Annotated in this window: 12 protein-coding genes; 4 read left to right on the forward strand and 8 right to left on the reverse strand. The window is 67.6% G+C overall.

All coding sequences use genetic code 11. The features are described 5' to 3' along the window. Window positions 1–2 precede the first annotated feature (2 nt). The 3 genes from F468_RS0103510 to F468_RS0103520 form a co-directional block, all read right to left on the reverse strand. Window positions 3–2,060, reverse strand: coding sequence for a bifunctional diguanylate cyclase/phosphodiesterase (locus tag F468_RS0103510; protein ID WP_018994632.1), 2,058 nt, complete (start codon window positions 2,058–2,060; stop codon window positions 3–5). A gap of 204 nt (window positions 2,061–2,264) precedes the next feature. After that, window positions 2,265–2,798, reverse strand: a complete 534-nt coding sequence (locus F468_RS0103515) for a cytochrome c (RefSeq protein WP_018138566.1) — start codon at window positions 2,796–2,798, stop codon at window positions 2,265–2,267. A gap of 77 nt (window positions 2,799–2,875) precedes the next feature. After that, entirely contained in the window at window positions 2,876–3,445 is a 570-nt protein-coding gene (locus F468_RS0103520) for a hypothetical protein (protein ID WP_018993752.1), read from the reverse strand. 115 nt (window positions 3,446–3,560) lie between these two features. Between F468_RS0103520 and F468_RS13725 the strand changes: the two genes are divergently transcribed. Next, a complete protein-coding gene (locus tag F468_RS13725; protein WP_038038635.1) occupies window positions 3,561–3,977 on the forward strand; it encodes a hypothetical protein in 417 nt (138 codons plus the stop codon). A 27-nt stretch (window positions 3,978–4,004) separates the two neighbouring features. Here the strand turns inward: F468_RS13725 and F468_RS14630 are convergent, their stop codons facing one another. Further along, entirely contained in the window at window positions 4,005–4,667 is a 663-nt protein-coding gene (locus F468_RS14630) for an O-methyltransferase (RefSeq protein ID WP_018138563.1), read from the reverse strand. Between the two features lie 9 nt (window positions 4,668–4,676). Next, the gene (locus tag F468_RS14635) at window positions 4,677–5,726 is read right to left on the reverse strand and encodes an SO_0444 family Cu/Zn efflux transporter (RefSeq protein ID WP_018138562.1); all 1,050 of its coding nucleotides are present in this window, start codon (window positions 5,724–5,726) and stop codon (window positions 4,677–4,679) included. Window positions 5,727–5,873: 147 nt separating this feature from the next. Between F468_RS14635 and F468_RS0103540 the strand changes: the two genes are divergently transcribed. Further along, entirely contained in the window at window positions 5,874–6,344 is a 471-nt protein-coding gene (locus tag F468_RS0103540) for a CopD family protein (protein WP_018138561.1), read from the forward strand. 37 nt (window positions 6,345–6,381) lie between these two features. Here F468_RS0103540 and F468_RS0103545 read toward each other — a convergent pair whose 3' ends face one another. Then, the gene (locus F468_RS0103545) at window positions 6,382–6,747 is read right to left on the reverse strand and encodes a DUF3293 domain-containing protein (RefSeq protein ID WP_018993749.1); all 366 of its coding nucleotides are present in this window, start codon (window positions 6,745–6,747) and stop codon (window positions 6,382–6,384) included. Window positions 6,748–7,017: 270 nt separating this feature from the next. Between F468_RS0103545 and F468_RS0103550 the strand changes: the two genes are divergently transcribed. Beyond that, window positions 7,018–8,745: a diguanylate cyclase domain-containing protein gene (locus F468_RS0103550; protein ID WP_018994633.1), complete on the forward strand. Its 1,728-nt coding sequence runs from the start codon at window positions 7,018–7,020 to the stop codon at window positions 8,743–8,745. A gap of 11 nt (window positions 8,746–8,756) precedes the next feature. Here F468_RS0103550 and F468_RS0103555 read toward each other — a convergent pair whose 3' ends face one another. Together F468_RS0103555 and F468_RS0103560 are read right to left on the reverse strand one after the other, a co-directional pair. Beyond that, on the reverse strand, window positions 8,757–11,651 hold the full coding sequence (locus tag F468_RS0103555; protein WP_018994634.1) for an EAL domain-containing protein: 2,895 nt from the start codon (window positions 11,649–11,651) through the stop codon (window positions 8,757–8,759). 81 nt (window positions 11,652–11,732) lie between these two features. Continuing rightward, complete coding sequence (locus tag F468_RS0103560; RefSeq protein WP_018993746.1) at window positions 11,733–13,157, reverse strand: phospholipase D-like domain-containing protein; 1,425 nt, start codon at window positions 13,155–13,157, stop codon at window positions 11,733–11,735. A gap of 108 nt (window positions 13,158–13,265) precedes the next feature. Here F468_RS0103560 and parC point away from each other — a divergent pair, with 108 nt between their 5' ends. Beyond that, complete coding sequence (gene parC, locus F468_RS0103565; RefSeq protein WP_018138556.1) at window positions 13,266–15,527, forward strand: DNA topoisomerase IV subunit A; 2,262 nt, start codon at window positions 13,266–13,268, stop codon at window positions 15,525–15,527. The last annotated feature ends 45 nt before the right edge of the window (window positions 15,528–15,572 follow it).

Consider the following 15,572-nt stretch of genomic DNA (forward strand, 5'->3'; position numbering starts at 1 on the left):
GCTCAGGTGGTGACCAGCGGGAGCTGATCGGCAACCAGGAGGTCGCCGGCCCGGTCGGCGGGTACGGGGCGGGAGTAGTAGTACCCCTGGGCTCGGGTGCACCCCAGTGCGCGCAAGGTGGCCGCGTGGGTATTGCTCTCGACGCCCTCGGCGACCGCCTCCAGGCCGAGGTTGCGCGCCATGTTGATCACGGTCTGCACCAGGCGCTGGCTGTATTCGTCGCGGTCCAGCCCGGCCACGAAGGCGCGATCGATCTTCAGGATATCCAGCGGCAGGCGGTGAAGATAACTGAGCGACGAGTAGCCCGTGCCGAAGTCATCCATCGCCAGACTGACGCCGAGGGCCTTCAGTCCCTTCAGGGTGGCGATCAGTTCTTCGAGGTTGCCCAGCGTTGCGGTCTCGGTGATCTCCAGGCGCAGTTGTTCCGGCGGGGTGTCGGTACCGCACAGGATCGTGGCGACCTCGTCCACCAGCTCGGGGCGGGTGAGTTGCCGCGCGGAGAGGTTGGTGCTGATCGTCAGCGGCGGGCCGCTGCGTTGTGCATTCCAGGCTTGTAGCTGGCAGCACGCGGTATACAGCACCTGCATGTCGATCAGGTGGACCAGCCCGGCATCCTCCGCGATCGGGATGAAGCGATCCGGGGGCAGGAGTTCGCCTTCCCGTTCCCAGCGCACCAGGGCCTCGAACCCGGTAATGCGATTGTCCGCCAGGGACATGATCGGCTGGTAATGCACGACAAAGGCATTGCGCTCCACCGACTCGCGCAGGCTGGTCTCCAGACGCAGGCTCTCGAGCGCCTGCGTCTGCATGCCCGGGTCGCAGAACTCGCAGCGGGCCTTGCCGAGCGATTTGGCGCGATACATCGCCATATCCGCCTCGCGCATCAGATCCTCGGCACAGCTCGGGCCGTCCTGATCGGCACTGGCGACTGGGCAGGCCTGGCCATAGGGGCGCGTGGCGATGCCGATACTGACCGTGACATACACCGTCTGGCCGGCGACCGCGAAGGGCTCGTGCAGGACGGCCTGCAGGCGCTCGGCGACGCGCAGCGCATCCACCGGTTCGTGCAGGCCCTCCAGCAGGATCGTGAATTCGTCACCGCCCAGTCGGGCGAGGGTGTCGTCCGGTCGCGCATTGTGGTCAACGCCGGGACGAGAAACCGTGTCGTTCTGGCGTAGCGTCGTCAGCAGACGCTGGCCGACCTGGGCCAGCAGTTCGTCGCCGGCCGTGTGGCCGAGGCTGTCGTTGACGAGCTTGAAGCGGTCGAGATCGACGAACAGCACGGCGAACAGTGACTCCGGCTCGCGCGCATAGCGCGCGATCGCGTGCTCCAGGCGGTCGTGAAAGAGCCGCCGGTTCGGCAGGCCCGTCAGCGGATCATGGGAGGCGTGGTGGATCAGCCGTTCGGCGTGGCGGTTGCGCTCGACCACGCGCCCCAGTTGCACACCGGCCTGTGCCAGCAGGGCCAGTACCTCCGGCTGCTCGGGCGTGGTCTCGGCGGCGAAAAATTCCAGTACGCAGGCGACCTCGTGCCCGACCATGACCGGGAAGGCGAAGCCCGAGCGCAGGCCGCTCAAGGCCGCTGCCGCGCGCCGGGGGAAATGGGGGTCCTGATCCAGGTGCTCGATCCACACCGGGGCACGCTGTTCGAGAACGCGGCCGGGCAGGCCCTGGCCGGAACGGAAGATCGTGTCTTCCGTACATTCACGAAAGGCCTCGACCGGGTCGAGTGTCCGCAGGTGCCAGATGCCCGTCGGGCCCAGCTCCAGTTCGCCATCTGAACTCTTGCGCGCAAGGTAGGCATGGCCGACCGGCCAGTCGAGAAACTCCCCGATGGCATTCAGGGCCGTGCGCAGGACTTCGGCGATGGAGTCGGACTGATTGGCTGCGAAGGCAATCGTGTTGAGCAGTTCGATCTGCTGCTGCTTCGCGTAGAGGTCCTGCAGGCGGGTGTCGGCCAGGGATTCTGCATGTCGTCGGGCCTCGCGTTCCTCGCGAATCAGGCCCTCGAGGCGCGCGCGCTCCTCGTCCGGGAGGACGTCGCTACGGCGGCGATTCATTGGTGGTTTCCGTGTTCGCGGCGACCACTGGCTGCGTCATGCATGGGCTTCCCCGGTCTTCCATACCCTGGGTGTGAACGCGGCGGATCATAACCCGTTTGAGGCTTGCTATGTAGGCAGACGCCGTGGCGCTAGCGGCTATTCCCGAGTGAGCGTAATTCCTGGGGGCGGTGTGGCTTGCGTGAGGTCCCGGTTGAGCACTGTTTAGTGATGTTCGTGCCCGGTCGAAGGGTTGCGCGGATCGGATACGTGAGTGACCCAGGGCTCGCCCATCTCTTCCTCCCAGGCCTCCTGGGTCGGGTGGTTCTGGTCGTAGCGGATCCATGCCTCGAAGATCTCGTCGGGCCACTGCGCCTGTATGAAGGCGATAATCGCTTCTACGTCGTCGTAGGACAGGGTGTCCTCGAAACTGGGCATGGCCCCGCCGCGCGCTTCGGCGCCGTAGCGGATCATGTCCTTGAGCTGCCAGTAGGGGTGGTGCCAGGTGTGGGCGCTGCCATCCAGGGGCGGGGGCGGCATGTAGCCGTCCGCGTCGCGCTGGCGCCAGTTCTCCGCGCCCTCGCGATTCTCGCCGTGGCATACCGCGCAGTTCTGCATGTACAGCCGTTCGCCGTATTGCAGGGTCTCGTTGTCCCAGTCGCGCTGGTGGTGTTCCGGGGTCGCGTCCAGGCCTGGCAGACCGTCGCAACCGACCAGGACCGCGCCGGCGAGCAGCGCGGCCAGGGCCGGAAGGAACATGACGGGCCGGCGTCCGTGTCGGCTTGGCTTCATTCAACCCTCATTGTGACGAGTACCATTTCAGTCCGTCCGTTGGTTCAATCCGTCTGCATGGCCGGGTCGTCCGGGTCCGCGGGATTTTCCTGCGTGCCCGGTTCGCCTTGCTCGGCCGGCGGGCGATCCCCGCGGACGGCATCACGAACGGAGCCCCAGGCCTTGCGCGAGCCATCGCGAACGCCACCCCAGGCATCGCGGGCGCCTTCGCGCACACCCTGCCAGGCACCGGAGGAACGTTCGCGGGTCTCGGCGGACCATTCGGCCAGGTTGTCGCGTTCGCGTACCAGTCCGTCGTAGGCCCGTTCTCGGCGCTCGCGGGTGGCATCGCTCAGGTCATCCCAGCCCTCGCGCGTGCGTTCGCGCAGGGTGGTGAGCTGCTGGTCCATTGCATCCAGGGTTTCGCGGGTGCGCGAGCGGGTTGCTTCGTCGTCGCGTTCGGCATCGGCCTGGATTTCTTCGCGGGTCTGCGCCCAGTCGTCGCGCAGCTCTTCCATTTCGGTTGCGGTTTCGTCCTCGGCGGCCTGCTCCTCGGCCAGCACGAGCGGCGCACTGAGTGCCAGCGCGGCCGCGGCCACCAGGGCGAGTCCTGTCGTGCGGATGTGGTCCATCATCGTATCCCCCGTGGGAATGGGCTTGTGGTCATGTGATGATAAGACGTTCGTGCGGTGGAATTTGTTGCAGTGGATGATGGATTTGCGACGCGAGACACGTGATGGGGTACCAGCCATGATAGACAGACGACTAATCGGGGCGCTTCTGCTGGGCGGGCTGCTGGCGGGTTGTGCGCCATTCCCCTCTGAGCAAAAGCGAGCGACGGACGTGTTCCAGCCGCAGCCGACCGAGCGCAAGACGCTCGAGATCCCGGAGCTCGAACCGGCCGCCACGCCGGGGGGCGCGGTGATGGACTGGGTGGAGGCCAGCGGCTGGCGCGAGGGCCTGGGTACGGACTACTCCAGTCTGGAGATCCACCATCAGCGCCGCGAGCGGGCCGAGGTCTTCGTCAAGAACCTGCGCGATGACGCCGTGCGCGACCATGAATACCGGCTGACACTTCGTGAACGCGACGATGGCTGGGCGGTGACCGGGGTGGAGCGGCGCGTGATCTGTCGCCGGGGGTTGTCTGGCGACGGGCTTTGTCGCTGATCGCCTGATTCGCGCGCGGCCTGACGATCAGCGGCGGCGCGCCAGGGACAGGCCGTCACCAATCGGTACCAGCGAGAGGTCGATGCGCTCGTCGCGATGCAGCGCCTGGTTGAAGTCGCGGATGGCCCGGGTGTCTTCGTCATCGCAGTCGCGGTCGGCCACCTGACCATGCCAGAGGGTGTTGTCCACCATGATCAGTCCGCCCGGGCGGACCAGTCGCAGGCAGGCCTCGAAGTACTCCGGGTAACCGGTCTTGTCGGCGTCGATGAACGCAAGATCGAAGCGATCGCTCTGTCCTTCAGCCTCCAGCTGGCGCAGGCTGGCGCGCGCATCGCCCAGGCGCAGGTCCATGCGCGCGGCCAGACCGGCCCGGTCCCAGTAGCGCCTGGCGATCGCGGTCCAGGCCTCGCTGTGATCCAGGCAGACCACCTCGCCGTCGTCGGGGAGAGCTTGCCCCACCGCCAGCGCGCTGTAGCCGGTAAAGGTGCCGACTTCCAGGTAGCGCCGGGCCCCGACTAGGCGCGCCAGCAGGGCCATGAACTGTCCCTGTTCGGGGGCGATCTGCATGTTGTGCTCCGGCAGCCCCGCGGTCTCGGCGCGCAGCTCCGCAAGCAGGCTGGACTCGCGCAGCGAGCGATCCAGTACATAGGCCTGAAGGCGGTCATCGAGCCCGATTGAACGGTTGGACATCACGGCTCCTTAGGCATGGGCAGGCAGGCGCCAGCGTAGCGGATGCAGGGCGAGCACCACCAGCACGGCCAGCGCCACCCATTCGACGGTGGGCGGTATCCATTCGGTGGCCTTGCCCGGGGTGATCGCGGGGCTCAACCCGCTCATGCCCAGTCCGGCATCCAGTGCCAGCCCGAGCGCCACGGTGCTGGCGCCGATCCCCAATAGATAAAGACTCAGGGCCGCGTTGCCCAGTTCCCGCCGGAACACCCCCAGGGTCGCCAGGCTGGTGATCGGGGCGGCCAGCAGGAACACCAGCACGGCGCCAGGAGAAACTCCAGCCGCCAGCAGGGCGACCGCGATGGGGGTGGCCGCGGTCGCACACAGGTACATCGGGATGCCGATCACGGCGAGCAGCAGCATTGCCGGCAGCCCGCTGCCATATTCCGCCAGTGCGGCCGGTGGCACCAGGGCCAGCAGCGCCCCGGCAACGAACAGTCCGATCACCAGCCAGAGACGGATGTCATCCAGCACGTCGCCGAATGCGTAGCGCTGGCCCTCCAGCAGGCGCGTCCATGGGCCCGGCGCCGTGGCGGATGGTGAGCCCCCTCCATCGCAGGAAGCCGCGGTGCAGCAGTCTTGTGACGTCCGCGTATTGTCCGCATGCGCCGCGGGAGCGCGCGTGCGCCCGACCAGCAGGCCCGTGGCGATGGCCGTCACCACGGCGCCGGCGACCCGGGCGACGGTCATCAGGGGGCCGAGCAGGGCATAGCTGATCGCCACCGAGTCGACGCCCACGCCCGGGGTACCGATCAGGAACGCCGTGGTCGGGCCCCGTCCGGCGCCGCCCCGGTGCAGTGCCAGGGCGGTCGGGATCGCCCCGCAGGAGCAAAGCGGCAAGGGTGCCCCGGCAATGGCGGCGCGGGCGGTCGGTGCCAGACCCGTGCCGCCCAGCCAGCGCTGCAGCACCGCCTCTGGCAGGAAGGCCTTGACCAGTCCGGCCGCGGCCAGGCCCAGCAGCAGCCACGGGGCGGCCGTCAGGGCGAGTTCCAGCGTAGCGCTCAGGATCGCGGCGATCATTGGTCGATCGTCGTCTTGGGACGTCGCCGCTGCAAGAGTCCGCGAGGGCAGCGCCGGATGGTGACTGGCGAGACAGGGGTCGGCAGAGTCCGCTGTGCCCGGCTACACTGCGCCACGGAATCATCCGAAACGGACAAGGAGCGGAATATGGAAGGGTATGCACTGGCCACCGTGGTGCACGTGCTGGCGGTCGTGATCTGGGTTGGCGGGATGTTCTTCGCCTGGATGTTCCTGCGGCCGACGGCGGCACGGCAGCTCGACGACATGGCGCGGCTGCGCCTGTGGGAAGAGGTGTTCCAGCGCTTCTTCCCCTGGGTATGGGCGGCCGTCGTGGCGCTGCTGATCACCGGCTTCCACATGATCTTCCTGGTGTTTGGCGGCATGGACAGCGTGCATCCCAGTGTGCACACGATGCTGGCGCTGGGCCTCATCATGATGGCGATCTTCGCCCATGTGGTATTCGCCCCGTACCGCCGTATGCGCCAGGCGATCGCGGCCAGTGACACCGCGGAAGGCCTGCGCCGTCTGGGCCAGATCCGCCGGCTGGTGGGTATCAACACCCTGATCGGGCTGGTCACCATCATCGTGGCCTCCGGTGGTCCGCTGATGCCGCAGTAGGGTCATTGCCGGTCGGGCAGTCGGGAGCGGCCGGGGCTCAGCCGGCCGATCGCAGGGCCGGGTGCCAGACCAGACGCGACGTGCCGGGAGGTTCGATTACCACAGCCGCGTTCTGGTCGAACCCGACCATCCAGGTATCCAGCTCGGCGGCGCCCATCCCCAGCACACAGCAGCCGGGTTCGTCGGGCCAGCGGCCGGCCGGGTCCCGGTGGACCGTGGGCCAGCAGCGCCAGCCGGCCTGCGCCAGCTCGCGCTCGAGACGGGCCTGGCGTGCGCGGTTCTCCGGTTCCGGCAGGGGGTCGCTGCGCGGGTTCCATGCGGTCAGCAAGCTGGCCTGCTTCACCCCCTGTGCCTGCACGGCGGCCTCGAGACGCGGATCGCGCTGACCGATGCGCAGGAGCAACGTCTGCCCGGGGGCCTCGATGCAATAGTGCGTGGCAGTGTAGGCCCGGGACAGCGCCGCCCGGGTCTCGGGGTTATCGATGGGTGTCCTGTCCCCTCTTGAGTTTGGCGCCATCCCGGGGCACTCTCGCGTGTGGTCGTGCGGACTCACGATCACACAGGGAGACAGCATGCGCGTCAAGGACTGGACTCAGACCTGCCGGACGGTCGGTGACGATCCGACGATCACGCGGGCGAAGGCACTGGCAGCCGGAAGGTCGGTGGGCTGATCGTGTCCGTCGATCGCCCGCGTGTCCCGGGAATCACCAGCGTGTTTGCGCTGGTGATTCTGCTGGTCGCGGCGATCGCGGTGTTCAGTTGGCTGCGGGTGCAACACCTGCAGCAGGATATCCAGACCCTCACCGAAGAACACATCCAGAGGGTTGATCATGTCCACCGCATGCGCAGCCTGGTGCGCGAGCGTGTGCTGCGCGCATCGCTGGTGGTGAGCGCGGAGGACACCGCCCTGCAGGAGCGCTATCACCGGGAGTTTCGCGACCTCGCGCCCCAGTTCGTGGAGACACTGGCGGCGGCGGAGGCCCAGACCACCGAGACCGCGGAGCGCCAGCGCATGCAGGAATTGCGCGAGCTGACTTCCATCGGCGCCCCGCTTCTGGAAGACATCGTCGATCTCGCCCTGGTCGGGGACCGTAACGAGGCCCTGGGCATGCTGTATGCCGACTTGATGCCGGTGCAGGAAGAAGTCCTGGGTCAGATGGAGCGCATACTGGAGGCTTTCCACCGGGACAATACGCGTGCGATCGAGGTCATGGCGCAACGCCATGAACAAAGCCAGGAATGGATGCTGTGGGCCACCGGTCTGGCGGCGTTGCTGATCATGCTGCTGGGGGCTCGCGTACGCCACCGCCTGCAGCGCAATCACCAGGCACTACAGGACGAGTTGCGCGAGCGCGAACGAGTGGAGGCGCGCCTGCGCGAGACCCAGGGGGGTCTCGAGGCCGCCGTGGCGCGTCGAACGGCGGAGCTCGAGGAGACCACGGCGCGCCTGGAGGAGGCGCAGCGCAGTGCGGGCGCAGGGTTCTGGGACTGGGACATACGCAATGGGCAGCTGAACTGGTCCGCTCATGTGTTCGAGCTGTTCGGGCTGGACCCCGGGTTGGACCAGGCGGGTTTCGAGTCCTACATCCACGCCGTGCACCCGGATGACCGCACCCGCGTGCGCCGGACCATCAACCAGGCCCTTGCCAGCGAAGCGGTCTATCGTGTCGATCACCGGGTCGTGCGGCCGGATGGCGGGGTGCGCCATGTGCGCGTGGAAGGCGAGATCGCCCGTGACGACACCGGCCGCCCCCTGCAGGTCCTGGGGATGGTGCGGGATGTCACCCTGGAAAAGGCCTCGGAGGAGCGCCTGTGGCATCAGGCCCATCATGACTCGCTGACCGGGCTGGCCAATCGCAGTCTCTTTAACGAGCACCTGTGCCATGCGCTGCGCCGTGCCCAGCGCAACAACACGGGGCTGGCCCTGGTGGTCTGCGATCTGGACGGGTTCAAGCCAATCAATGACCGGCTTGGCCATGACGCGGGCGATGTGGTGCTGGTGACGGTGGCCGGGCGTCTGCGCGAGGGGGTGCGCGAGTGCGATGTGGTCGCCCGCATGGGGGGAGACGAGTTCGTGATTCTGCTGGAAAACATGGATGGCCCGGATGCCTTGCTCGGGGTCGGTCTGAAGCTGATCGAACGCTTTGCCGAGCCCATCGAGGTCAACCACGAGGCCGTGCAGGTGGGCTTGAGCATGGGAGCAGCTCTGTACCCGCATGACAGTGCCGACGCGGAAGGTCTGCTGCTGCAGGCGGATCGTGCGATGTATGCGGCCAAGGAGGCCGGGGGCGGCGGGATCGTGTTGTACGAGCAGGTCGATACCAGCCTCGCCAGCCGGTCGAACACACGGCATCGGCGGCGCGGGCCGCTGGGCTGCGGTCTTGGGCTGGAAGCCCCGTAGTCAGCGCTGGGTCAGCTCTGGCGTTGCGCTGCCGGGCTGGAGTTTCGTTCCAGCCAGGCCGGGAACTCGTCTTCCGCGATCGGCTGGCCGTAGAGAAATCCCTGGAAATGCGTGCAACCCAGTGCCAGGAGCCGCTGGCGCTGGGTCTGTTGGGCCACGCCCTCGGCGATCACGCGCAGGCCCATGTTGTGGCCGATATCGAGGATGTTCTCGATGAGCATCTGCTCGCCCTTGTCCACGAGTTCATCGATGAACGACTTGTCGATCTTGAGTTCGTCCAGTGGCAGATCGCGCAGGTAGGCCAGAGACGAATACCCCGTGCCGAAGTCATCCAGTGCCACCTGGACGCCGAACTCGCGCAGCACCCGAAGTTTCCCAATGGCATCGGACAGGTCACGCAGCAGTCCCGACTCGGTCACTTCCAGGGTGATGCGGCTGGGTTCCAGGTCGGCGGCCTGCACGCGCTCCCTGAGCTGCTCGACGAAATCGGGGCGGGCCAGCTGCCAGGGCGAGATATTGATGGCCACGTGGGGCGGAAGCGGCAGACCCCGCGCGCGCCAGTCCCGCAGATTTTCCAGTACATGTTCGACCACCCAGGTCCCGATAGGGTGGATCAGCCCGGTCTCCTCGGCGATCGGGATGAACAGCGCCGGCCCGACCGAGCCCAGCTCGGGGTGTGTCCAGCGCAGCAGCGCCTCGGCACCGATCATGTTCTCCTGGGCATCGAATTGCGGCTGGTAACTCAGGTGCATCTCGTGATTCACCAGGGCCTGGCGCAGCCCCTCCTCGATCTGCAGCCGGGCGCGGGCCTCGTCCTGCAGCGCATGGCGGTAGAACTGCACCCCGCCGCGTCCGGCCCGTTTCGCCTGATACAGCGCGATGTCGGCATGGCGCAAGGCATCCGATGAGGTCTGACCCGCGTCCGGAAACAGCACGCAGCCCAGGCTGGCGCCGACACTGAAGGTGCGCTCCCCCACCACGATCGGGTGCTGCAGGGCATCCAGCAGCCGATGGGCCGCGTCGTTGACTGTCGCCTCGATCGCCTGACGCGATGCGCGCCGAGGATGGATCAGGGTGGCGAATTCGTCCCCGCCCAGGCGCACCACCAGTGCCTGGGCGGGCGCATTCTGCCGCAGGCGGTCGGCGACTGCGGCCAGTACAGTGTCACCGACCGCATGCCCCAGGGCATCGTTGATCGTCTTGAAGTGGTCCAGGTCGATCAGGATCAGGCCACCCTGCTGATCCCCGTGCTGAGCCAGCTCAAGGTCTCGTGTCAGCGCGTCGTGCAGCTGGGTGCGATTGGCCAGCCCGGTCAGCGGATCGTGGTAGGCGAGCTGGCGGATGTGCTCTTCGCCCTCCAGCCGCTCGAGTTCAGCGGCCGCCCGGTCGGCAAAAATCTCGAGGATGCCGGCCGCCTGTTCGGTTTCGTCCAGCGGGTAACGATTGATGATGGCGATGTGGCCGAGCTCGCGCCCCTGGCTGTCGAGCATGGGGGTGCCGAGGTAACTGCGTGCCCCCATCTCGCCCAGGAGATGGTCATGCGGGAACAGCTCCTGGACGCGGTCCGGATAGACGCACATGCCGCGCGAGAGCACCTCGTCGCAGGGGGTGCTGGCCAGGGCGTAGCGGATGTTGTCCACCAGTTCGCCATCCTGGCAAAGCGCGGCGGTTTCAATGTGCCCGGGCGTGTCCGGGACGTTCACGCCCGCCAGGGCGTAGTCGGCACGAAAGACCTCGCGCAGCCGCAACACCAGATTCTCGAAGAAGCTCTGGCGGTTGTCGGCGCGAAAGCCCTGGGCGATCACGCGCAGGGCCTCTTCGCTGCGCCGCGCGAGCGTGATGTCTTCCTGCATCACGACGATGTCCTGCACCTCATCGCGGTGGTTCTTCAGGGGATAGACGCAGCCCTTCAGCCAGTGGTTGCCCGCCTGTTTGGCCGCGGGGTCGGAGCTCGCGTGATACGCGAACGGGCCGACGAGCTGCCGCTCGCCCAGCGCGGCGGCGCGGATCGCGTCGGTGATGCGTCCGTCGATAGTGTCTGGGAGATGCAGCACGCTGGAATCTTGCACGCGCTTGCCCTTGCGGCCGTGCATCGCCTCCCAGGCCGCGTTGACCTGGCGCACCCGGCCCTCGGGCGTGAGGACCTCCACGGCCATCGGAGCCTGGTGCACCAGGTCGCGAAAGCGGTGCTCGGATTCGCGGATGCGCTCCTGAGTCTCCCGGTGCAGCACCAGGCTCATCACCAGGATCATGCCCAGATAACCGAACACCCCCAGTGGAACGGACTCGGTGATGCCGAGGCGTACCAGTGCGCCCTGGACGGTGGCCGCGAGGAAGACAATGATCGCTGCGAAAAGGATCAGCGGGCCGCTGCCTCCTTCACGGCGCCACTGCCGCAGCAGTGCCCAAAGGGCGAAGCCGAACACCAGCAGCAAGCCCGCCAGAGCCAGCAGGAACCAAGGGCTCGGCGGCCCCATCCCAAGCGACAGTGTTTCGCCCCAGGGCATGGCGACTGTACGTAGCTCGGAAATCTCGCTCAATTGCAGCCCGTACGGTTGGCGCGTGTTCGCGATCCAGACGGCGAGCATTAGCACGCCCAGGACTGCGAGCAGGCCGCGTGCCGGGGTCTCGGTATAGCGGGCGATGAAGGCCGCGAACAGCACATACAGCGGCGCAATCAGGGCGTAGTACACCTTGATTGGGCCAGCATAGGCCTCGATGGACGTCGCCTGGTAGGTCAGGGCAATGCTGATCGCGGCGCCCGTCATCAACAGGCACATCGCGGCGAACAGCAGGTGTTCCACGCGGCGCAGGCTGTGGGCCGCATGCAGGAGGTGGCTGGCTGTGGCGTACACACACAGCCCGGCGAGCAGGTAGAGCGCTGCGATCAGTGGACCATTCACCATCGACCCCCTGAAATGGCGGAAATCCCTTTCTCTGTGTTCGAGTTAAGCACAAGCAGCGTCGGGTTGCGCGCGCTGGGGCATCTAGAGGTACGGCGTCAGCAGCCGCGCGGCCCCGTCGCGCAGACGAGCGGGCAAGGGGCGGGCGTGGACATCCTCCAGGGTCAGTCGATGGGAGCGCGAGCGCAGATCCTCGGCCCAGTCGGCCAGCTGTTGCCCCAGGTCGCGGTCCACGCATTCCAGGTTGCACTCGAAGTTGAGGCGCAGGCTGCGCGGGTCCCAGTTGGCCGATCCCACCAGGGCCCATTCCCCGTCGACGAGCATCAGCTTGGAGTGATTGAACGGGGGCGGCGTCAACCAGATGCGGCAGCCGCGGGTCAGGAGTTCGCCGTGCAGCGGACGGGCGGCCCACTCGACCAGGCGCAGGTTGTTGCGTTCCGGCAGCAGTAGATCGACCTCGATGCCGCGCAGGGCCGCGGCCTTGAGCGCGCCCAGCAGTTCCAGGTCAGGCAGGAAGTAGGGCGTGACCACGGTAACGTGCTCGCGCGCCTCCGCGATCGCGGCCAACAGGGTGAACTTGAGCACCTCGAAGTCTTCATCGGGGCCGTCCGGCAGGGCGCGGCACAACTGGGCACCTGCCAGGCGCGTCTCCTCCGGGAACCAGGGCGGGCCTTCCAGCGCCTCCTGCGTGCTGAATTGCCAGTCTTCCGCGAACACCCGCTGCAACTGCAGACAGATCGGACCGCGGACCTCGAAGTGCAGGTCCTGAATCGGGTGTGGGCCCGGGTCGCTCGCGCTGTGGCCGCGACGGATATTCATGCCCCCGGTAAAGCCGTGCTCGCCATCCACCAGCAGCATCTTGCGGTGATTGCGCAGATTGAATGCCGCGAGCGTCCGCGGCAGGTGGTGTACGGGCATGAAGGCGGCGGCCGGGATGCCGGCCCGCTTGAGGAAGCGCAGGGTGTTGCGGCGGCTGTAGCGGGCACCGATCCCATCGATCAGGACGCGCACCTCGACGCCGCGGTCGCGGGCGGCGTTCAGGTGGCGCACGAATCGCTGCCCGACCACGTCGTAGTCAAAGATATAGGTCGCCAGGGTGATGCTGCGGGACGCGCGGTCGATTGCCTCGAGCATCGCCGCATAGGCCTGGTCCCCATCGGTCAGCGGTCGGACCGAATTGCCGGCGCTGGCGCGAAACGGCGCGAGCCGGTCGCCACAGCCCAGCAGGCGACTCCAGCGGGGCGGAATGCCCGGGCCGTCGGCGTCGCGCGCCGCGGGGTCGACCAGCAGATGGCCCTCGCGCAGGGCGTGGGCGCGGCGGCGGATGCGGTTGACCCCGAACATCCAGTACAGGATCGAGCCCCCCACCGGCAGCAGTACGATCAGCCCGACCCAGGCGATCACGGTCCCGGTCTCGCGGCGCTGGAGCAATGCGTGCATCACACTGGCGGCGGCCAGTGCAAAGGCGGCGACGGCAGTGATACTGGCAATCCAGCCGGTACCCAGCACGGCATTCTCCCCGGGAATGGAATGGTGGCGGTGTGATCGCTACAGTACGCGGGCCGGGCGAGCGGTAAAAGGCCGCCATGGTGATCCATTCGCCCTTCGAGAGAGCCGATGACCGATATCGAGACCCCCAGCCTGTTCGCCAACAGTGGCGAGCAGCTGCCGCTGAAGGACTTCACCGAGAAGGCGTACCTGGACTACTCCATGTACGTGATCCTGGACCGTGCGCTACCGCACATCGGCGATGGGCTCAAGCCCGTGCAGCGCCGCATCATCTACGCGATGAGCGAGCTGGGGCTCTCGGCCACGGCCAAATACAAGAAGTCCGCGCGCACCGTAGGTGACGTCCTCGGCAAGTTCCATCCGCACGGCGACTCGGCCTGCTATGAGGCGATGGTGCTGATGGCGCAGCCCTTCTCCTACCGCTACCCGTTCGTCGACGGGCAGGGCAACTGGGGCTCGCCGGACGATCCCAAGTCCTTCGCCGCGATGCGTTACACCGAATCGCGCCTGTCGCGCTATGCGCAGCTGCTGCTCTCGGAGCTGGGGCAGGGCACGGTGGACTGGGTGCCGAACTTCGACGGCGCGCTGGACGAGCCGAAGGTGCTGCCGGCCCGGCTGCCCAACGTGCTGCTCAATGGCGGCTCCGGGATCGCCGTGGGCATGGCCACCGACATCCCGCCGCACAACCTGCGCGAGGTGGCCGCGGCCTGCGTGCATCTGCTGGAGCACCCGAAGGCGACTGTCGCGGAGCTGTGCGAGCATCTGCCGGCGCCGGACTTTCCCACCGAGGCCGAGATCATCTCCCCGCCCGCCGAACTGAGCCGGGTCTACGAGACCGGCCAGGGCTCGATCCGCGCGCGGGCGCGCTATGAACGCGAAGGTGACGACATCGTGGTGACCGCGCTGCCGCATCAGGTCTCCGGGGCCAAGCTGCTGGAGCAGATCGCCAGCCAGATCCGCGCGAAGAAGCTGCCGATGGTCGAGGACCTGCGAGACGAGTCCGACCACGAGCACCCGACCCGCCTGGTGATCACCCCGCGCTCGAACCGCGTGGACGTCGAGGCGCTGATGGCGCATCTGTTCGCGACCACGGACCTGGAAAAGACCTACCGCGTAAACATGAACGTGATCGGCCTCGACGGGCGCCCGCAGGTGCGCGACCTGGCCGGGCTGCTGGGCGAATGGCTGACCTTCCGCATCGAGACCGTGCGCCGGCGCCTGCAGTGGCGCCTGGAAAAGGTGCAGGCGCGGCTGCATGTGCTGGAAGGCCTGCTGATCGCGTATCTCAATATCGACGAGGTGATCGCGATCATCCGCGAGTACGACCAGCCCAAGCCCGAGCTGATGAGCCGCTTTGGCCTGTCGGACATCCAGGCCGAGGCGATCCTGGAGCTGAAGCTGCGCCACCTGGCCAAGCTCGAGGAGATGAAGATCCGCGGCGAGCAGGACGAACTGGCGAAGGAGCGCGACCAGCTGGAGAAGACCCTCGGGTCCGAGCGCCGCCTGCGCACCCAGGTGCGCCGCGAGATTGAGAAGGACGCCGCGGACTACGGCGACGAGCGTCGCTCGCCGCTGGTTCAGCGCGCCGCCGCGCAGGCCCTGGACGAGTCCGCGCTGGTGCCCACCGAGCCGCTGACCATTGTGCTGTCGGAGAAGGGCTGGGCACGCGCGGCCAAGGGTCACGACGTGGATGCCCAGGGGCTCAGCTACAAGGCCGGGGATGCCTTCCAGGCCGCGGTCACCGGGCGCAGCAACCAGCCGGTCGCGTTCATCGACTCCACCGGCCGCACCTATACCATCCCCGCTCACACCCTGCCGTCCGCGCGCGGGCAGGGCGAGCCGCTGTCCGGCCGTGTGAACCCGCCGGAGGGCGCGCGCTTTGTCGGCCTGGCCACCGGGGCGGAGGAAGATCGCTGGCTGCTGGGTTCGGATCACGGCTACGGCTTCGTCGCGAAGCTGGGTGATCTGCTGGGCCGGCAGAAGGCGGGCAAGAACGTGCTGACCGTGCCTGACGGGGCCGCCGTGCTGCAGCCGGCCTCGGTGCGCAACCCGCACGAGGATCACATCGCCGTCGTCACCACGCGTGGCTACCTGCTGCTGTTCCCGGCCACCGAGCTGCCGGAACTGGCGCGCGGCAAGGGCAACAAGCTGATTGGCATCCCGTCCGCCGCCCTCAAGGACGGCTCCGAGCGGGTGCTCGGCGTGGCCGTGCTGGGCCCGCAGGACACCCTGGTCGTGCATGCCGGCAAGCGCTTCAAGGCGCTGGCCCCGACGGAGTGGGCGGAGTACGTGGGCGAGCGCGCCCGGCGCGGGCGCCAGCTGCCGCGCGGCTACCAGAACGCCGATCGCCTGGAAGTGCGCAGCGCCTGATTGGCAAGCGTGGCCGTCTACCGCCAAGCGCGGGGGAGCGGCTGG

Origin of the sequence: Thioalkalivibrio sp. ALJ2 (assembly GCF_000378325.1) — a bacterium.
Lineage (GTDB): Bacteria > Pseudomonadota > Gammaproteobacteria > Ectothiorhodospirales > Ectothiorhodospiraceae > Thioalkalivibrio.